The 13,929-nt window shown below is 64.1% G+C and carries 15 protein-coding genes; 6 read left to right on the top strand and 9 right to left on the bottom strand.

Translation table 11 applies throughout. From position 1 onward, the window contains the following. Positions 1-173: 173 nt before the first annotated feature. On the top strand, positions 174-1,208 hold the full coding sequence (locus ACSQ3Z_RS03050; RefSeq protein WP_436169903.1) for an aspartate-semialdehyde dehydrogenase: 1,035 nt from the start codon (positions 174-176) through the stop codon (positions 1,206-1,208). Between the two features lie 224 nt (positions 1,209-1,432). On the opposite strand, the gene ACSQ3Z_RS03045 is transcribed toward ACSQ3Z_RS03050, so the two are convergent. After that, entirely contained in the window at positions 1,433-1,840 is a 408-nt protein-coding gene (locus ACSQ3Z_RS03045; RefSeq protein WP_436169902.1) for an ACT domain-containing protein, read from the bottom strand. 199 nt (positions 1,841-2,039) lie between these two features. Here ACSQ3Z_RS03045 and ACSQ3Z_RS03040 point away from each other — a divergent pair, with 199 nt between their 5' ends. The 4 genes from ACSQ3Z_RS03040 (at position 2,040) to ACSQ3Z_RS03025 (ending at position 4,608) form a co-directional block, all read left to right on the top strand. Continuing rightward, the gene (locus ACSQ3Z_RS03040) at positions 2,040-2,945 is read left to right on the top strand and encodes a bestrophin family protein (protein ID WP_436169901.1); all 906 of its coding nucleotides are present in this window, start codon (positions 2,040-2,042) and stop codon (positions 2,943-2,945) included. Positions 2,946-3,183: 238 nt separating this feature from the next. Further along, positions 3,184-3,594, top strand: coding sequence for a DoxX family protein (locus ACSQ3Z_RS03035; protein WP_436169900.1), 411 nt, complete (start codon positions 3,184-3,186; stop codon positions 3,592-3,594). A 20-nt stretch (positions 3,595-3,614) separates the two neighbouring features. Further along, positions 3,615-4,142: an SRPBCC family protein gene (locus ACSQ3Z_RS03030; protein WP_436169899.1), complete on the top strand. Its 528-nt coding sequence runs from the start codon at positions 3,615-3,617 to the stop codon at positions 4,140-4,142. Positions 4,143-4,344: 202 nt separating this feature from the next. Continuing rightward, entirely contained in the window at positions 4,345-4,608 is a 264-nt protein-coding gene (locus ACSQ3Z_RS03025) for a glycine zipper domain-containing protein (RefSeq protein WP_436169898.1), read from the top strand. An 89-nt stretch (positions 4,609-4,697) separates the two neighbouring features. Here the strand turns inward: ACSQ3Z_RS03025 and rpsP are convergent, their stop codons facing one another. From rpsP to ACSQ3Z_RS02985, 8 genes are all read right to left on the bottom strand, one after another. Next, positions 4,698-5,099, bottom strand: coding sequence for a 30S ribosomal protein S16 (rpsP, locus tag ACSQ3Z_RS03020; protein ID WP_006202710.1), 402 nt, complete (start codon positions 5,097-5,099; stop codon positions 4,698-4,700). 48 nt (positions 5,100-5,147) lie between these two features. Next, a complete protein-coding gene (locus ACSQ3Z_RS03015) occupies positions 5,148-5,474 on the bottom strand; it encodes a chorismate mutase (RefSeq protein WP_120014507.1) in 327 nt (108 codons plus the stop codon). Positions 5,475-5,481: 7 nt separating this feature from the next. After that, a complete protein-coding gene (gene ffh / locus ACSQ3Z_RS03010) occupies positions 5,482-7,092 on the bottom strand; it encodes a signal recognition particle protein (RefSeq protein WP_436169897.1) in 1,611 nt (536 codons plus the stop codon). 398 nt (positions 7,093-7,490) lie between these two features. After that, positions 7,491-8,432: a glycosyltransferase gene (locus ACSQ3Z_RS03005; RefSeq protein ID WP_436169896.1), complete on the bottom strand. Its 942-nt coding sequence runs from the start codon at positions 8,430-8,432 to the stop codon at positions 7,491-7,493. Continuing rightward, on the bottom strand, positions 8,432-9,376 hold the full coding sequence (locus ACSQ3Z_RS03000) for a CPBP family intramembrane glutamic endopeptidase (RefSeq protein ID WP_436169895.1): 945 nt from the start codon (positions 9,374-9,376) through the stop codon (positions 8,432-8,434). Before ACSQ3Z_RS03000 ends, ACSQ3Z_RS03005 begins: the two co-directional genes overlap by 1 nt. 232 nt (positions 9,377-9,608) lie before the next feature. Beyond that, complete coding sequence (locus ACSQ3Z_RS02995; RefSeq protein ID WP_436169894.1) at positions 9,609-10,211, bottom strand: DUF1236 domain-containing protein; 603 nt, start codon at positions 10,209-10,211, stop codon at positions 9,609-9,611. 230 nt (positions 10,212-10,441) lie between these two features. After that, positions 10,442-11,533, bottom strand: a complete 1,092-nt coding sequence (locus ACSQ3Z_RS02990; RefSeq protein ID WP_436169893.1) for a zinc-binding metallopeptidase family protein — start codon at positions 11,531-11,533, stop codon at positions 10,442-10,444. An 87-nt stretch (positions 11,534-11,620) separates the two neighbouring features. Continuing rightward, a complete protein-coding gene (locus tag ACSQ3Z_RS02985) occupies positions 11,621-12,868 on the bottom strand; it encodes a flavin monoamine oxidase family protein (protein ID WP_436169892.1) in 1,248 nt (415 codons plus the stop codon). A gap of 254 nt (positions 12,869-13,122) precedes the next feature. On the opposite strand from ACSQ3Z_RS02985, the gene ACSQ3Z_RS02980 reads away from it, so the two are divergent. Next, the gene (locus ACSQ3Z_RS02980; protein WP_436169891.1) at positions 13,123-13,917 is read left to right on the top strand and encodes a lytic murein transglycosylase; all 795 of its coding nucleotides are present in this window, start codon (positions 13,123-13,125) and stop codon (positions 13,915-13,917) included. Positions 13,918-13,929: the final 12 nt, after the last annotated feature.

The raw sequence follows: 13,929 nt of genomic DNA, 5'->3' as shown, positions 1-13,929 counted from the left end.
GGGCGCGTCGGCGCGTCCCCTCGTTCCAGCAAAACCATGGCCAAAACCACCACCAAAACGGTGTGATTCCCTTGGCCTAACCACCCTCTCCCGGGTCCGGCCCGGGGGACGGAACCCGCATCGGCCGGCGGGTTTTCTCCAGAAAACCGAGCGGAGAGGGACAGGAGATCTTTATGAGTTTCAAGGTTGCGATCGTAGGCGCCACGGGCAATGTGGGCCGGGAAATGCTGAACATACTGGAAGAGCGCGGCTTTCCGGTGAGCGAAGTTGTGGCACTGGCCTCGCGGCGCAGCCAAGGCACGGAAGTGTCGTTCGGCGACCGCACGCTGAAGGTCAAGGCGCTCGACCAGTATGATTTTTCCGATACCGATATCTGCATCATGTCGGCCGGCGGCAACGTCTCCAAGGAATGGTCGCCGAAGATCGGCAAGCAGGGCTGCGTCGTCATCGATAATTCGTCGGCCTTCCGCTACGACCAGGACGTGCCGCTGATCGTGCCGGAAGTGAACCCGGATGCGATTTCGCTGTTTACGCGCAAGAACATCATCGCCAACCCGAACTGCTCGACGGCGCAGCTGGTGGTGGCGCTGAAGCCGCTGCACGATTTCGCGACCATCAAGCGCGTCGTCGTCGCCACCTACCAGTCGGTGTCGGGCGCCGGCAAGGAAGGCATGGACGAGTTGTTCACGCAGACGCGCGCCGTGTTCGTCGCCGACCAGGTCGACGTCAAGAAGTTCACCAAGCGCATCGCCTTCAACGTCATCCCGCATATCGACGTCTTCCTCGACGACGGCTTCACCAAGGAAGAGTGGAAGATGGTGGCCGAGACCAAGAAGATGCTCGACCCCAAGATCAAACTGACGGCGACCTGCGTGCGCGTGCCGGTGTTCATCGGCCATTCGGAAGCGGTCAACATCGAGTTCGAAAAGCCGATCACCGCCGACGAGGCGCGCGATATCCTGCGCGAGGCGCCGGGCTGCCAGGTCTTGGACAAGCGCGAGGACGGCGGCTACATCACGCCGCTCGAATCGGCCGGCGAGGACGCCACCTTCATCTCGCGCATCCGCGAGGATTCGACCATCGACAACGGCCTGTCGATGTGGATCGTCTCCGACAATCTGCGCAAGGGTGCGGCGCTGAACGCGGTGCAGATCGCCGAGCTGCTGGTCGAGCGCGGACTGATCCAGCCGAAGAAGAAGGCGGCTTAATCTCGCTCACGGGGATCGGCCTTCGGCCGATTCAGGTTTCGCTCACGGGCCGTATCGCCGCTGCCGCGGCGGGCCCTCCGCGGGGGCGCCGGACGACCGGCGGCCCGCGGTCGCGGGCTCGGCCTTTGGCCGTACAGCTCCCTTCTCCCCGTTCACGGGGAGAAGGTCCCGGCAGGGGGATGAGGGGCAGCACAGGCGTCTCAAGTAGCAGTGGGGTTCCGGCGTCACAGCCGGCTGTCCTCAGCCAGCTGGCGCAACAGCGCCATCGCTTCTTCCGCCCGGTCGGCCGGTACGAACAGGTGATCGTGATAACAGGCCGAGACCGGATTGACACCCATGCCGGCTCTGGCCAGCCGCGCGGTGATGGCGGCGAGGAAGCCGACCGCCTCCAGCGACGAATGGATGTTCAGCGTGATCATGCGGCACGGGAATACGGCGTCGAGGCCGGCTGCCCTGGTTTCGTCTTCCAGCACGATCAGCGTCGTGCCCTCGCGCTCGCGAAACAGCATTACCGGTTCGAGCGCGCCGGGAACCGGCATACCGGGCGGCAAAGTGACGAAGACATGGACGCCGGCAAGCAGTTCGGGCGTCATCGTCGCCAGGAGTTTTTTCAGGTCGGTCTCGCCAGGCATCGGTGCTTCCGGATCTTGTGCAGCAGGCGGCCGTTGAGCGCCTGCGCCGTTTCGTCAAGTTTCGCTGACTTCGATAGCGCGCACCACCCTGCCCTCGCAAGGCGACATGGCGATGTCGTTGACGGCTGAGCTTGCGCATGGGCGCTGTCACACAATAGACGGGCTCAGGGCCGGCGCCGGTCCGGTGAAAGGGGTTTTCATGATCGTTCGCCCGCGTCCGGGGTTGCTGCACCTGTTCTTCATCATGCGCGGATCGGTGGTGCCGCGCATCCTGCCGCAGATCCTTGGTTTCGCAGCCTATGGCGCGCTGGTGGTGGTGATCGTCCGGGCGCTGAAGCTCGACTTCGGCAATGCCGGCACAGCACCCTTCGCCCTGCTTGGCGTCGCGCTGTCGATCTATCTCGGTTTTCGCAACAATGCCGCCTATGACCGTTGGTGGGAGGCACGCAAGCTGTGGGGCCAGCTTGTCTTCGACATCCGCAATTTGGCGCGTGCCTCGACCGGGCTGATCGAGGACAGGACCGAACTGCGCGGCCTGTTGATGGAAGCGACCGCCTTCTGCCACTTTCTGCGCGGTCTGCTCAGACGGGTCGATGCCACGGCGGAAGCTCGCACCTTCATCGGCGACGAGGTTGAAAGCGCCGCCAAGGCCGCCAATGCACCGGACGCCATGGTGCGGCGGATGGGCGGACGTATCGCAGCGCTCCGCAAGGCCGGCGCCATCGACACGATCGGTTATCGCATCCTCGATGAACGGCTGTCGGAGATCGCCGCCGCGCAAGCCGGCTGCGAGCGCATCGCCGGAACGCCGCTGCCTTTTGCCTATACGCTGCTCCTGCAGCGCACCGCCTACATCTTCTGCCTGCTTTTGCCGTTCGGGCTGGCCTCCGCCGCCGGTTGGGCGACGCCGCTGTTCACGGCGCTGATCGCCTACACGTTCTTCGGCCTCGACGCGCTTTCGGAGGAGCTCGAGGATCCGTTCGGCACCCAGCCCAACGACCTTGCGCTGGACGGCCTCTGCCGCGTCTGCGAGATCTCGGTGTTCGAGGCGCTCGGCGAGACGCCGCCGAAGATGATTGCGGCCGAAAGGTTCTATTTTTCCTAGAGCGGATCAGCGATTGATAGAATCGCTGATCCGCTCTAACTCTTTGTTTTTACGCAATTCCGGACGGAAAACCGTTGCACACTTTTCCTGGAATTGCTCTAGCTTTGGTCATGGCTTACCGAGCGCCACCGCTGCCGGACGCCAAAAAGAATCCGGCCCGTGTCGGATTGCCGCCCTCTGCCGCGTCCTTGGCTCGACCCTCGTGAAAAGGGGCTCGAAACATCAGGAGGGAACATCAATGTCCGTATCGCAAACCGCGCCCATCTCATCCGGTACTCTGTGGACCGGCCGCGTTCTCAGCACGATCATCGTGCTGTTCATGATCTTCGACGGCGTCATCAAGCTGCCACCGCTGGATATCGTCACCCAGACCATGACGCAGCTTGGCTGGCCGGCCGATGCCAATGCCGCGCGCCTGCTCGGCATCATCGGGCTGGTTTCGACGGCGCTCTATGCGTTGCCGCGCACCTCGGTGCTCGGCGCCATCCTGCTCACCGCCTATATGGGCGGCGCCGTCGCCACCCATGTGCGCATCGGCAGCCCGCTGTTTTCGCATGTTCTGTTCGGCGTCTATCTGGGCGTCATCCTGTGGGGCGGCCTGTTCCTGCGCGACCCCAGGGTGCGCGCGCTTCTCCCGTTCGCCAGCTAAGCCATTGAAGGGATAGGACAATGCTTGCCACCATCCTCATCATTCTGCTCGCCATCATCGCCGCGGTGCTCGTCTATGCCGCGACGCGGGCGAACGATTTCGTCGTCAGCCGCTCGGCCGGCATCGAGGCGCCCGCCGAGGCGATCTTTCCACTGATCAACGATTTCAGGCGCTGGCCCACCTGGTCGCCTTACGAAAAACTCGACCCGGAGATGAAGCGCACGCTCTCCGGCGCCGAAAGCGGCAAGGGCGCGGCCTATGCCTGGCAAGGCAACAGCAAGGCCGGGGTCGGCCGCATGGAAATCACCAATTCGGTTCCGTCGTCGCTGGTGGCGCTGAAGCTCGATTTCGAAAAGCCGTTCAGGGCCAACAACACCGTCGACTTCACCCTGACGCCGTCGGGCGAGAACACGACCGTCACCTGGGCGATGCGCGGCGGCCGGCCGTTCATCGCCAAGCTGATGGGCCTGTTCATGAATTTCGACACGCTGATCGGCAAGGATTTCGAGGCCGGACTCGCCAACCTGAAGCGAGCCGTTGAAAAGTAAGGCGATTGGTGCGTCGCTCCCGAGAGCGGCTCATCGTTTCACGGAAACGCAGAACCGCTCTATCTCTTTGTTTTGACGCAATTCCGGACGGAAAACCGCTGCGCACTTTTCCTGGAATTGCTCCAGGCGGATCAAATCACGCTTCGGTGCGTTATCGACCCAAGGGTGGGTGAAGTTGGTCTCCCCGTGGAGAGGAACGACGATGAAAAAAACCTTGCTTTTGCTGGCGCTGCTGGTCCCGCTGGTGGCCTGCTCGCAAACGGAAAAGGGTGCCGCGGTCGGCGGCCTGGGTGGCGCTGCTATAGGTGCTGCCGTGGCAAATGATCCGGTGGAAGGCGCAGTCGTCGGTGGCGCCGTCGGTGCCGTTGCCGGTGCACTGATCGGCCGGGCCAACGAACCGGACCGCTGCCGCTACCGGGACCGCTATGGGCGCACCTACATCGCCCGTTGCCCGGAGGGCTATTGAACCCACGTGACCTTCTGCGACTGAGCATGCGCTGAAAAAGAGAACGGCGGGCCAAGGCCCGCCGTTCCTATAAGCGACAGGGAACTGGATTACTCGGCGGTGGCGGCTTCCGCCTCGGCAGGCGCTGCGGCCGCGGCGGCAACAGCGGCGGCGGCATCGTCCTGCGCCTTCTTCAGCAAAGCGGCGCGTTCCTGCGCCTTCTTGCCGGGCTCGGCCTTCTTCGGGTTGGAGCGGGCGTCGCGCTTGGCGAGGCCGGCCTCGTCGAGGAAGCGCAGCACGCGGTCGGTCGGCTGGGCGCCGTGCGAGAGCCAATGCTTGACGCGGTCGGCGTCAACCTTGACGCGCTCGCCGTCCTTGGGCAGCAACGGGTTCCACGAGCCGAGCGACTCGATGAAACGGCCGTCGCGCGGCGAACGGGCGTCGGCGACGACGACGTGGTAGTAGGGACGCTTCTTCGAGCCCGCACGGGCCAGTCTGATCTTCAGTGCCATTTCTTTTCTCCTAAAAGCTCTGATTCATGATTGGGTTAAGGCTGGTTCTCAGCCGGTTTTCGTCACGCCGTTGGCAGCGGCGATCTGTTCGTGGTGACGGATCACTTCGCGGACGACGAAGTTGAGGAATTTTTCCGCGAAATCGGGGTCGAGATGCGCATCCTTGGCCAGTTGGCGAAGGCGGGCGATCTGCTGTTGCTCGCGCGCCGGATCGGCCGGCGGCAGGCCATGCTCTGCCTTCAGCACGCCGACCGCCTTGGTGCAGCGGAAGCGTTCGGCCAGCATATGGATGAGGGCAGCGTCGATGTTGTCGATCGAAGCGCGGTAGCCGGCGAGAATCGTGCGTGCGTCGGCCATGTCCTTGTCCTCGTTCATGACGCCCTCACTTCTTCTTCCCAAGTCCGGGCAGGCCGCCGCCGCCCAGGCCGGGAAGGCCGGGCAGCTTCATGCCGCCGGGCAGTCCTGGCAGGCCACCGCCACCACCGGGGAGGCCGCCGGGAAGACCCTTCATGCCGCCGAGACCGGCCGCCTGCGCCTGCTTCTGCAGGGCTTCGAGCTGCTTGGGGTCCATCTTCGACAGATCCGGCATGCCGCCGCCCATCATGCCCCCGGGGCCGCCCGGCATCATGCCGCCGAGGCCCATCTTCGAGGCAAGGCCGCCCATCATGCCGCGCATGAGGCCGCCGCCTTTGCCCTTGCCGCCCATCGCCTTCATCATGTCGGCCATGCCGCGATGCATTTTGAGCAGCTTGTTGATCTCGGCCGCGTCGGTGCCGGAACCGGCGGCGATGCGCTTCTTGCGCGAGTGCTTGAGGATATCAGGGTTGGCGCGCTCGGCCTTGGTCATCGAGGAGATGATGGCGAGCTGACGGCCGAACATTTTGTCGTCGAGGCCGGCCGCGGCCATCTGGTCCTTCATCTTACCCATGCCCGGCATCATGCCCATGATGCCGCCCATGCCACCCATCTTCGACATCTGCTGAAGCTGGCCGGCGAGGTCGTTCAGGTCGAACTTGCCCGACTGCATCTTTTTGGCCATCGCCGCCGCTTGCTCGGCGTCGATGTTTTCGGCGGCCTTTTCGACAAGGCTGACGATGTCGCCCATGCCGAGGATGCGGTCGGCGATGCGCTTGGGGTGGAATTCCTCCAGGCCGTCCATCTTTTCGCCGGTGCCGATCAGCTTGATCGGCTTGCCGGTGACGGCGCGCATGGAAAGGGCCGCACCGCCGCGGCCGTCGCCGTCCATGCGGGTCAGCACGAGGCCGGTGATGCCGACGCGCTCGTCGAAACTCTTGGCCAGATTGACGGCGTCCTGGCCGGTCAGCGAGTCGGCGACCAGCAGGATCTCGTGCGGGCTCGACACCTTCTTGATGTCGGCCATCTCGACCATCAGCGGCTCGTCGATATGGGTGCGGCCGGCGGTGTCGAGGATGACGACGTCATGGCCGCCGAGCTTGGCCGCCTGCACGGCACGACGCGCAATGTCGACCGGGTTCTGACCGGCGATGATCGGCAGCGTCGCCACCTTCACCTGCTCGCCGAGCTGGCGCAGCTGCTCCTGCGCGGCGGGGCGCCGCGTGTCGAGCGAGGCCATCAGGACCTTCTTGTTCTGCCGCTCGGTCAGCCGCTTGGCGATCTTGGCCGATGTCGTCGTCTTGCCGGAGCCCTGCAGGCCGACCATCATGACCACGACGGGCGCGGGCGCGTTGAGGTCGACGGCAACGCCCTCGGCGCCCAGCATCTCGACCAGCTCGTCATGGACGATCTTGACGACCATCTGGCCGGGCTTGATCGACTTCACGACGGCGGCGCCGACCGCCTTCTCGCGCACCTTGTCGGTGAAGGAGCGCACCACTTCCAGCGCCACGTCGGCCTCGAGCAGCGCGCGGCGCACCTCGCGCAGCGCTGCCGAGACATCCGCCTCCGACAGGGCACCGCGGCCAGTCAGGCCGTTCAGGATGGAGCCAAGGCGCTCTTGTAGGGACTCAAACATCGGTCAACCCGCCGCGCGACAGCGTCTTGGATTCATAGCGATCCCTGTCGGGCCGATGGCCCTCCACGCCTCTTGTGCGCTCCTGAAGCGAATCAAACATTCTTTTTCCTTTTTCTCAGGCAGCCGGATGGTGCCCGAGAGGTAGTGCGTTCGCGCCAAGTGTCCAAACAAAAGCTCGTGCGAGCGCAAAGCCAAAAAGCACCCGGGGGCGCACAGCGCTGCCGGGTGTTGGCCTCCAGGATCGATTTATGGCACTCGCCTCAAAGAGGCTTCGGCGTCCTGGTCGGCTTGCTCGGAGGGATACTCGTCGCGGAATTCGCGGCGTGTAGACAGGAAATCGGCCGTGGAGTCAAGGTCTGGGCCGAGATGAGCGTCCAAACGCCGGCCTCACGACTGGTTCAAGGCAGCACCTCTCCGTCGAGGATGCGCGCGTAGAGGTCGAGATAACCCTTTGCGGTCCGGGCGATCGGAAACCGGGCGGCGGCCGAGTCTCGGCAGCGCTGCGGGGACAGGTCGGCAACGGCGGCCAGTGCTTCGCCAAACGCCGAGTCCGTGTCGAAGAAGCGCCCGGTGTCGGCGTCGACGATCTCGGGCAGCGCGCCGCGCGGCGTCGTCAGCACCGGCGTTCCGCACAGCATCGCCTCGACCGAAGCCATGCCGAACGGCTCTTCCCAGGCGATCGGATTGAGAAAGGCCTTTGCTTCGCCCAGCAGGCGCAGCTTTTCGTCGCCATCGACGATGCCATGGAAGCGATAGCGGCTGCCGAGGCTCTTGAAGAAGACGCCCTCACGCCGCACCTGGCTGCGCGTGAGCAGTTTCCAGCGCGAGCCACCGGCGATGTCGAGCGGAAAATCGAATTCTTTCGCCAGATCGACGGCGCGGCTCAGGTTCTTGCCGGCGCGCGCGATGCCGGCAAGGAACATCAGACGATCGGTCCTGGTTTCGGCCAACCGATAGGTCTCGGTCGGAAAGCCGTTGTGGACGAAGGTCTCGCGACCGTGGTTGCGGGCATGGCTGGCGCTGACGAAACTCCAGTTCTTCTGCCGTCTGGGCTCGTTTGGAATATAGCCGTGCTCGGTGTTGAGGGTCGGAAAGGGAACCTCGATAAACCAGCTGTTGAAATGGACAATATCGGTGTCGGCGGGGATGGCGGCCCGGCATTGCTCGGCCGACGACGCCTGCCGCACTTCGCACAGCGGATGGCTGGAGCCGGGATCGGCGATCAGCACGACCCGATGGCCGAGGCGGGCGAGTTCGCTCGCCAGCCATTCGACCTGGCGCTGGGTGCCGCCATAGCCCTTGCAGGGGATGGCGCCCCTGACCACCAATGTGATGCGCATCAGTCCGGCCCGAGCTTCAGCGGCGAGCGCGGATGCAACAGAAGCAATACCGTCAACAGGCTGCTGACGATGCCGATCGTGGCGATCAGGACCGCGTCCCACGTCGTCCAGCCGGGGCCTTCCAGCGGTTTGGCGTTGAACAGGGCAAAGGAATTATAGCCTGCCTGGTGCGAGATCAGCAGGAAGCCGGTCAGATTGTTGCCGAGATGGGCGCCGAAGGCAGCCCCGAGATTGCCGGTCGCATAGACCAGAAGCGTCAGGACCAGCGCGAAGGTGGCGATCGAGACCAGCACGCAGGCATTGATGGCGAGCGACGAGGCCGCGCTCCAATGCAGCGCGGTGAACAGCAATACCGGCAGCAACACCCAGACGAGAGGGTTGCGAAACCGGTTTGCCAGGCCGCGCAGCAGATAGGCGCGAAACAGCGCCTCCTCGGAGGATGTCTGCAGAAAGGCCAGCACGACGATCGGGACGAGGAACAGCAGCCAGGACGACAGGCTGATCGCGCCGCGCGCGATCTCGGGCTGCAGCCAATAGAGCATGACCTCGGAGAGCAGCGAGGTGATCAGCACCGCCGCCAGGCCCTTGAGGAATCCCTGGCGCGAAATACGGCGGCTGGCTCCGACGAGCGCCGACAGCGGCTCGCCGTGCACCCAGCGCATGGCAACCCACAGACCGATCCAGATGCCGGCGAAGGAGAGCAACGCGGTAAGGATCCCTTCGGGTGATACCAGGAAAGCCTGCACTGGCCCGGCGGCTGGCGGGCTGACGCCCATCCGGGCCTGGGAGACGACGAAGACATAGGTGCCGCCGAGCAGCACCGCCAAGGTCGCCGCGACCCAGAACAGCACGACGATGGCGCTTCCGAGCAACAGGCGCGGCAAGGTCGTCTTGTCGTTCGGCGAGCGCCGGAAACGCTCGAAGGCGGCATTGTCGATGATCACGCGGTTCCCCTGCCCGAACGCATTCGCGACGCATGATCTATGGGATCGGGGCTCCGCGCGCAATCATCCTCGTCGGGCCGCGCATGTGCTGAGCTCGAAAGGAGCAGCGGCCGCCAGCGCTGGCGGCCGCGCGTTTCACTGACCCTTGGAGCGGTTCGGCGATTCTATCGATCGTCGAACCGCTCCAACTCTTTGTTTTTACGCAATTCCTGACGGAAATCCTGGAATTGTTCTAGTCACGCATGACGTAGACGACGCGCCGCGTGCCGGGGTCGACCAGCGCCGGCTGGTTGTTCACATAGACGTAGCGGTAGTCGTAATCGGGGATTTCGCGCAGCTCGACCGTGTCGGGCAAGGTCGCGCCCGTCACCACCTCGCCGTCGAGATACACAGGATCGAGCCGGTGCGTGGTGACGTAGGTGCCAACTTCGGCCGGCGGCCTGGCGATCGGGTCGATCGGTTCGGCCGCGACGATGGCGCTGGTATAGCTATCGGTATAGATATCGTCACTCGGCGGCGTCACAACCGCGATATCAGCGTCAACCGGCCGGCGCGTCAGCACCATTTGATTGCCGCCGAAGTCTGACGTCACATAATCCGAATAGACCCAGCCCTGGCCATTGGCCTCGGCGATGGTGCACCATTTGCTGTTTGCGATGCAGCCTTGGAGCGTCGCCGACTGGCCGGCGGCCAGCACGCCGATCACAGGATATTGCGGGCCGGGGCCAGCGCGCACGTTGAGATCGGTGACAGCCGAAACGGCGGTTTCAGCCAGGGCCGCGCCCGACATGGCGACGAGCGCTCCGGCGATGGCCGGAAACAGTATGGCTTTCATGATTTCTCTCCGTTCTTCGAGCTCCCTCGCGAACGGAAACGAAACAAGGCTCTATGCGTTCCGGCTAAAATGCCTGCACTAGTGTCTCGATTCTGAAATTCGCTTGTGTTCGATATCAAGGGCAGGTGCGGATTTCAGAATCGGGGACACCAGCAACCTATTGATTCTAGTGTCGTTTTGGTTTCGGAGTTCGCTCCGCGCCCGATATCGAAATCAAGCGAACTTCGAAATCACGACACGAGCTCACGAATTATTCCGGTTTCTTTCGGCAAACCGGTCAAAAGTGCGTGGACGAAGTCCAGTTTGCGCGCCGTCACGTCGGAAATGACGAAGGGATAGAGATCGGGCAGGCCCATGCAGCGGTTGATCGAGTTGGACGCCTCCGACAGCACCAGCCAGCGGGCGAGGATCCTGTCGAAGGGCTCGGGCACGGTGGCGGGCTCGGAAGGCGCAGCCTGCAGTTCGCCGCCGGTATCGCCGCGCGGCAGGGCCTCGGCGTCAACCGTCTCCAGCCGGCCAAGCGGAAAATTCAGCGCATGCACCATTTCCAGCGTGTCGGTGATGTGCAGATAGTGCGCGAAGGTCTCGGCCCAGTCTTCCCAGGGGTGCGACGTCGCATAGGCAGAGATGTGGCCCTGCTGCCAGTCGGGCGCGGCACCATTGGCATAGTAGGTCTGCAGCGCCTGCTCATAGTCGGGGCGGTCGTCGCCGAACAAAGCGCGGAAGGCTGCCAGCCTTTGCGGATCGTCGCGGATCAGGCGGTCCCAGTAATAGTGGCCGAGCTCGTGGCGGAAATGGCCGAGCAGCGTGCGGTAGTTCTCGCCCATTTCGACGCGCCGCCTCTCGCGTTCGGCCGAATCCGCCTCGGCGACGTTGAGCGTGATCAGGCCATTGTCGTGACCGGTCAGGATACGCTCGCCGCCGGGACCGCCGCCGATCGGATCGGCAAGGAAGTCGAAGGCAAGGCCGGCTTCGTCGCCGGGGTTGTGCTTTGGCGCGGTCGGCAGGCCGAAGGCGAGCAGCGAATAGATGGCGCGCTTCTTGGCCGCCTCGACGCGGATCCAGCGCCGGCGGTTGCCGTCGACCGAGAGGTCCGGGATCAGCTGGTTCAGCGCGCAGGCGCGGCAGAAGGCCTGGCCCGGCTCCGCCCGCCAGTTGCAGGCGCATTCATCGGCATTGGTGCATTGGAAGACGCCGTCGATGCCAGACAAGGTAAAGCGTGCCTGCTCGGGATCATAGAGCACGAGGTTGGCGCAGCTCAGGCACTGGGCGTTCTCGAAATAGAGGCGGTGGCCGCAATGCGGGCAGTCGAACAGCTTCATCTTGCTCTCAAAACCATCAGAGCCAGCATATAGGGTGGGACCGCCGGCCGCCCAAATGCCGGCCGTCGTCCAACATCGAAGCTGGCGCTATCCCGCTGCAAGCAAGGCAGCCACCTGCCGTGCCACGCTCTCTCCCGACAGGCGCGCGCCGCCGCAGGTCTGGATGAGCGGACCGGCCAGGTGCTCGCCGGCGAAGAAGATCTTTTCCGCCACCGGCTGCATCAGCGTCGCGCGCGCCTCGGAACGTCCCGGGCGGGCCGCCGCATAGGCACCGCGCACGAAGCGTTCGCCGCCCCAATTGGTCATCATGGCGCGTGCGACATGCTTGCGGGTGTCCGCACCGAAGATGTTGCACAGCCGGTCGACGACGAAGTCGATGCCCGCCGCCTCACCGGCAGCCGACATCTCCCATGCGAAATCGCCGCCGACGAAACCGACCATCAGGTCGAGATCGAAGGGAAAGCAGAGGAAGTAGATGTCGTGCCTGGCCAGCCGCTCGATCAACAGATCGTCGAAGGGCTGCAGCCCGAGCCTGGTGCCCCGGATCTCGACCGGCAGCTTGGTCAGCATGCCCATCGGCAGATCGAAGAAGGCGGAAAAATGCGTATCGGGCAGCGCCGGCGAGAATTCGATCTCCTCGAAGGCGAGCACCGCCGGCGAGGCGGTGACGATGACCGCCTTGGCGCGGATGGTGCCGCGATCGGTGACGCAGGCGACGCCCGGCACGTCCCAGAGGATTTTTCGCACCGGCGTCGACAGTTCCACCGGCACGTCGGCCCCGAAATGCGCCACCAGGGCGCCAAACCCTTCCTTGCTGAAATAATTGGGATCGAGATCGGCGGCGGCCTGGAAGTCGCGGATCGATATTTCGTCCTCGTCGGCGCCGAAATCCATCGGCCCGGCGAAGGTGGCGGCGGCGCGCGGCGCATGTCCCTTGGCGAGCAGTGCCGAAAGGCGGTCATCGTCGCCCTCCTCCACCTGGTGCGCGGCCAGCAGTTCGAACAGCCGCGCATCGGCGGCCTTCATCTCGGCCTCCTCGGCCTCGCTTGCCTTGCGCTGGCGGTAATAGAGATGATCGACGTTCATGTCGTGATGGTGAAGCGTCCAGCCGGCGGCCTCGGCCTCGGGAAAATAGGGATTGCGGTCCGCGGCATGCAGCCAGGCGCAGCCGATGTCGAACGGGACGCCGAAATGCTGGTCGCTGGTCCAGGCGCGACCGCCGACGCGGCCCATCGCTTCCAGCAGTTTGAAGGAAAGGCCGGCGGCGCGAATGGTCTTGGCGGCGGCGAGCCCCGCGGAGCCGGCGCCGATGATCACGACGTCAACGTCATCCATGAATGCAAGACCCCCGCCACAATAAGTACTTGATCGTAGGCAAATTGCGCGGCATTGGCCAGTGCGGTGGATTTTGAAGTTCCAGTGGCATCAGTGTTCGAAGGCGTTGAAACCGAATTTCGTGCGTAGCCTTGCTGCAAAGGACTGCGATTTTCGGCTTCGCCGCATCGGCGCTCTACCGGAGCCAGTGACAATGAACCGGTTCACTGGCAAATTCGCAACCGGGACGTGATTCAGGCAACTAGGAGAAGAACATGGCATTTCTTGCCAAGGGAAAGATTTTTGCGGCCGCAATTGTGGCGATGCTTGCGCTGGCGACGGGCGCGCAGGCGGCCAGCTGCGGCAAGAACGGCGCCGGCTTCGAGGCCTGGAAGCAGGAGTTTGCCGGGGAGGCCCAGGCCAACGGTGTCGGTTCGAAGGGTCTGGCCGCTCTGGCCGGCGCGACCTACGCAACAAAGACGATCTCCGTCGACCGCGCCATCCACAAGGCTTTCAGCGGCTCGGTGGAAGATTTCATGAAGCGTCGCGGTGGGGCCGCGATTATTTCCAAGGGCCGTTCGCTGAAGAAGTCGAACGCGGCGCTGTTTAACAAGATCGAAGCGACCTACGGCGTGTCGCCGGGTGTGTTGCTGGCCATCTGGGGTATGGAGACCGGCTTCGGTTCCTCCCTGGGCAAGCAGAATACGGTCTCTGCCATTCTGACGCTTGCCTATGATTGCCGCCGGCCGGGGTTCTTTTATCCGCATGCCATCGCAGCCCTGAAGCTGGTCGATCACGGCGCGTTGAGCGCCTCGTCGGTCGGCGCTGCGCATGGCGAGATTGGCCATACGCAGTTCCTGCCCGGAAATGTCTTGCAGTATGGCGTCGGCAACGGAAATCTGCGCGACAAGGCCACTGCGCTGGCCTCCACCGCCAACTTCCTCAAGGCTCATGGCTGGCAGGCGGGTGCCAGCGCGCAGGCGAATATGGGCGCAATTGCCGGCTGGAATTCCGCAAGCGTCTATCAACAGGCCATCGCCCGTATCGCCACGGCGATCGATGGCAACTGATAGACATCTCTA

The organism is Mesorhizobium sp. LjNodule214 (assembly GCF_964252735.1).
Classification (GTDB): domain Bacteria; phylum Pseudomonadota; class Alphaproteobacteria; order Rhizobiales; family Rhizobiaceae; genus Mesorhizobium.
Note: the sequence above shows the minus strand (reverse complement) of the source record. Positions and strands in the feature narration are given on the sequence as shown.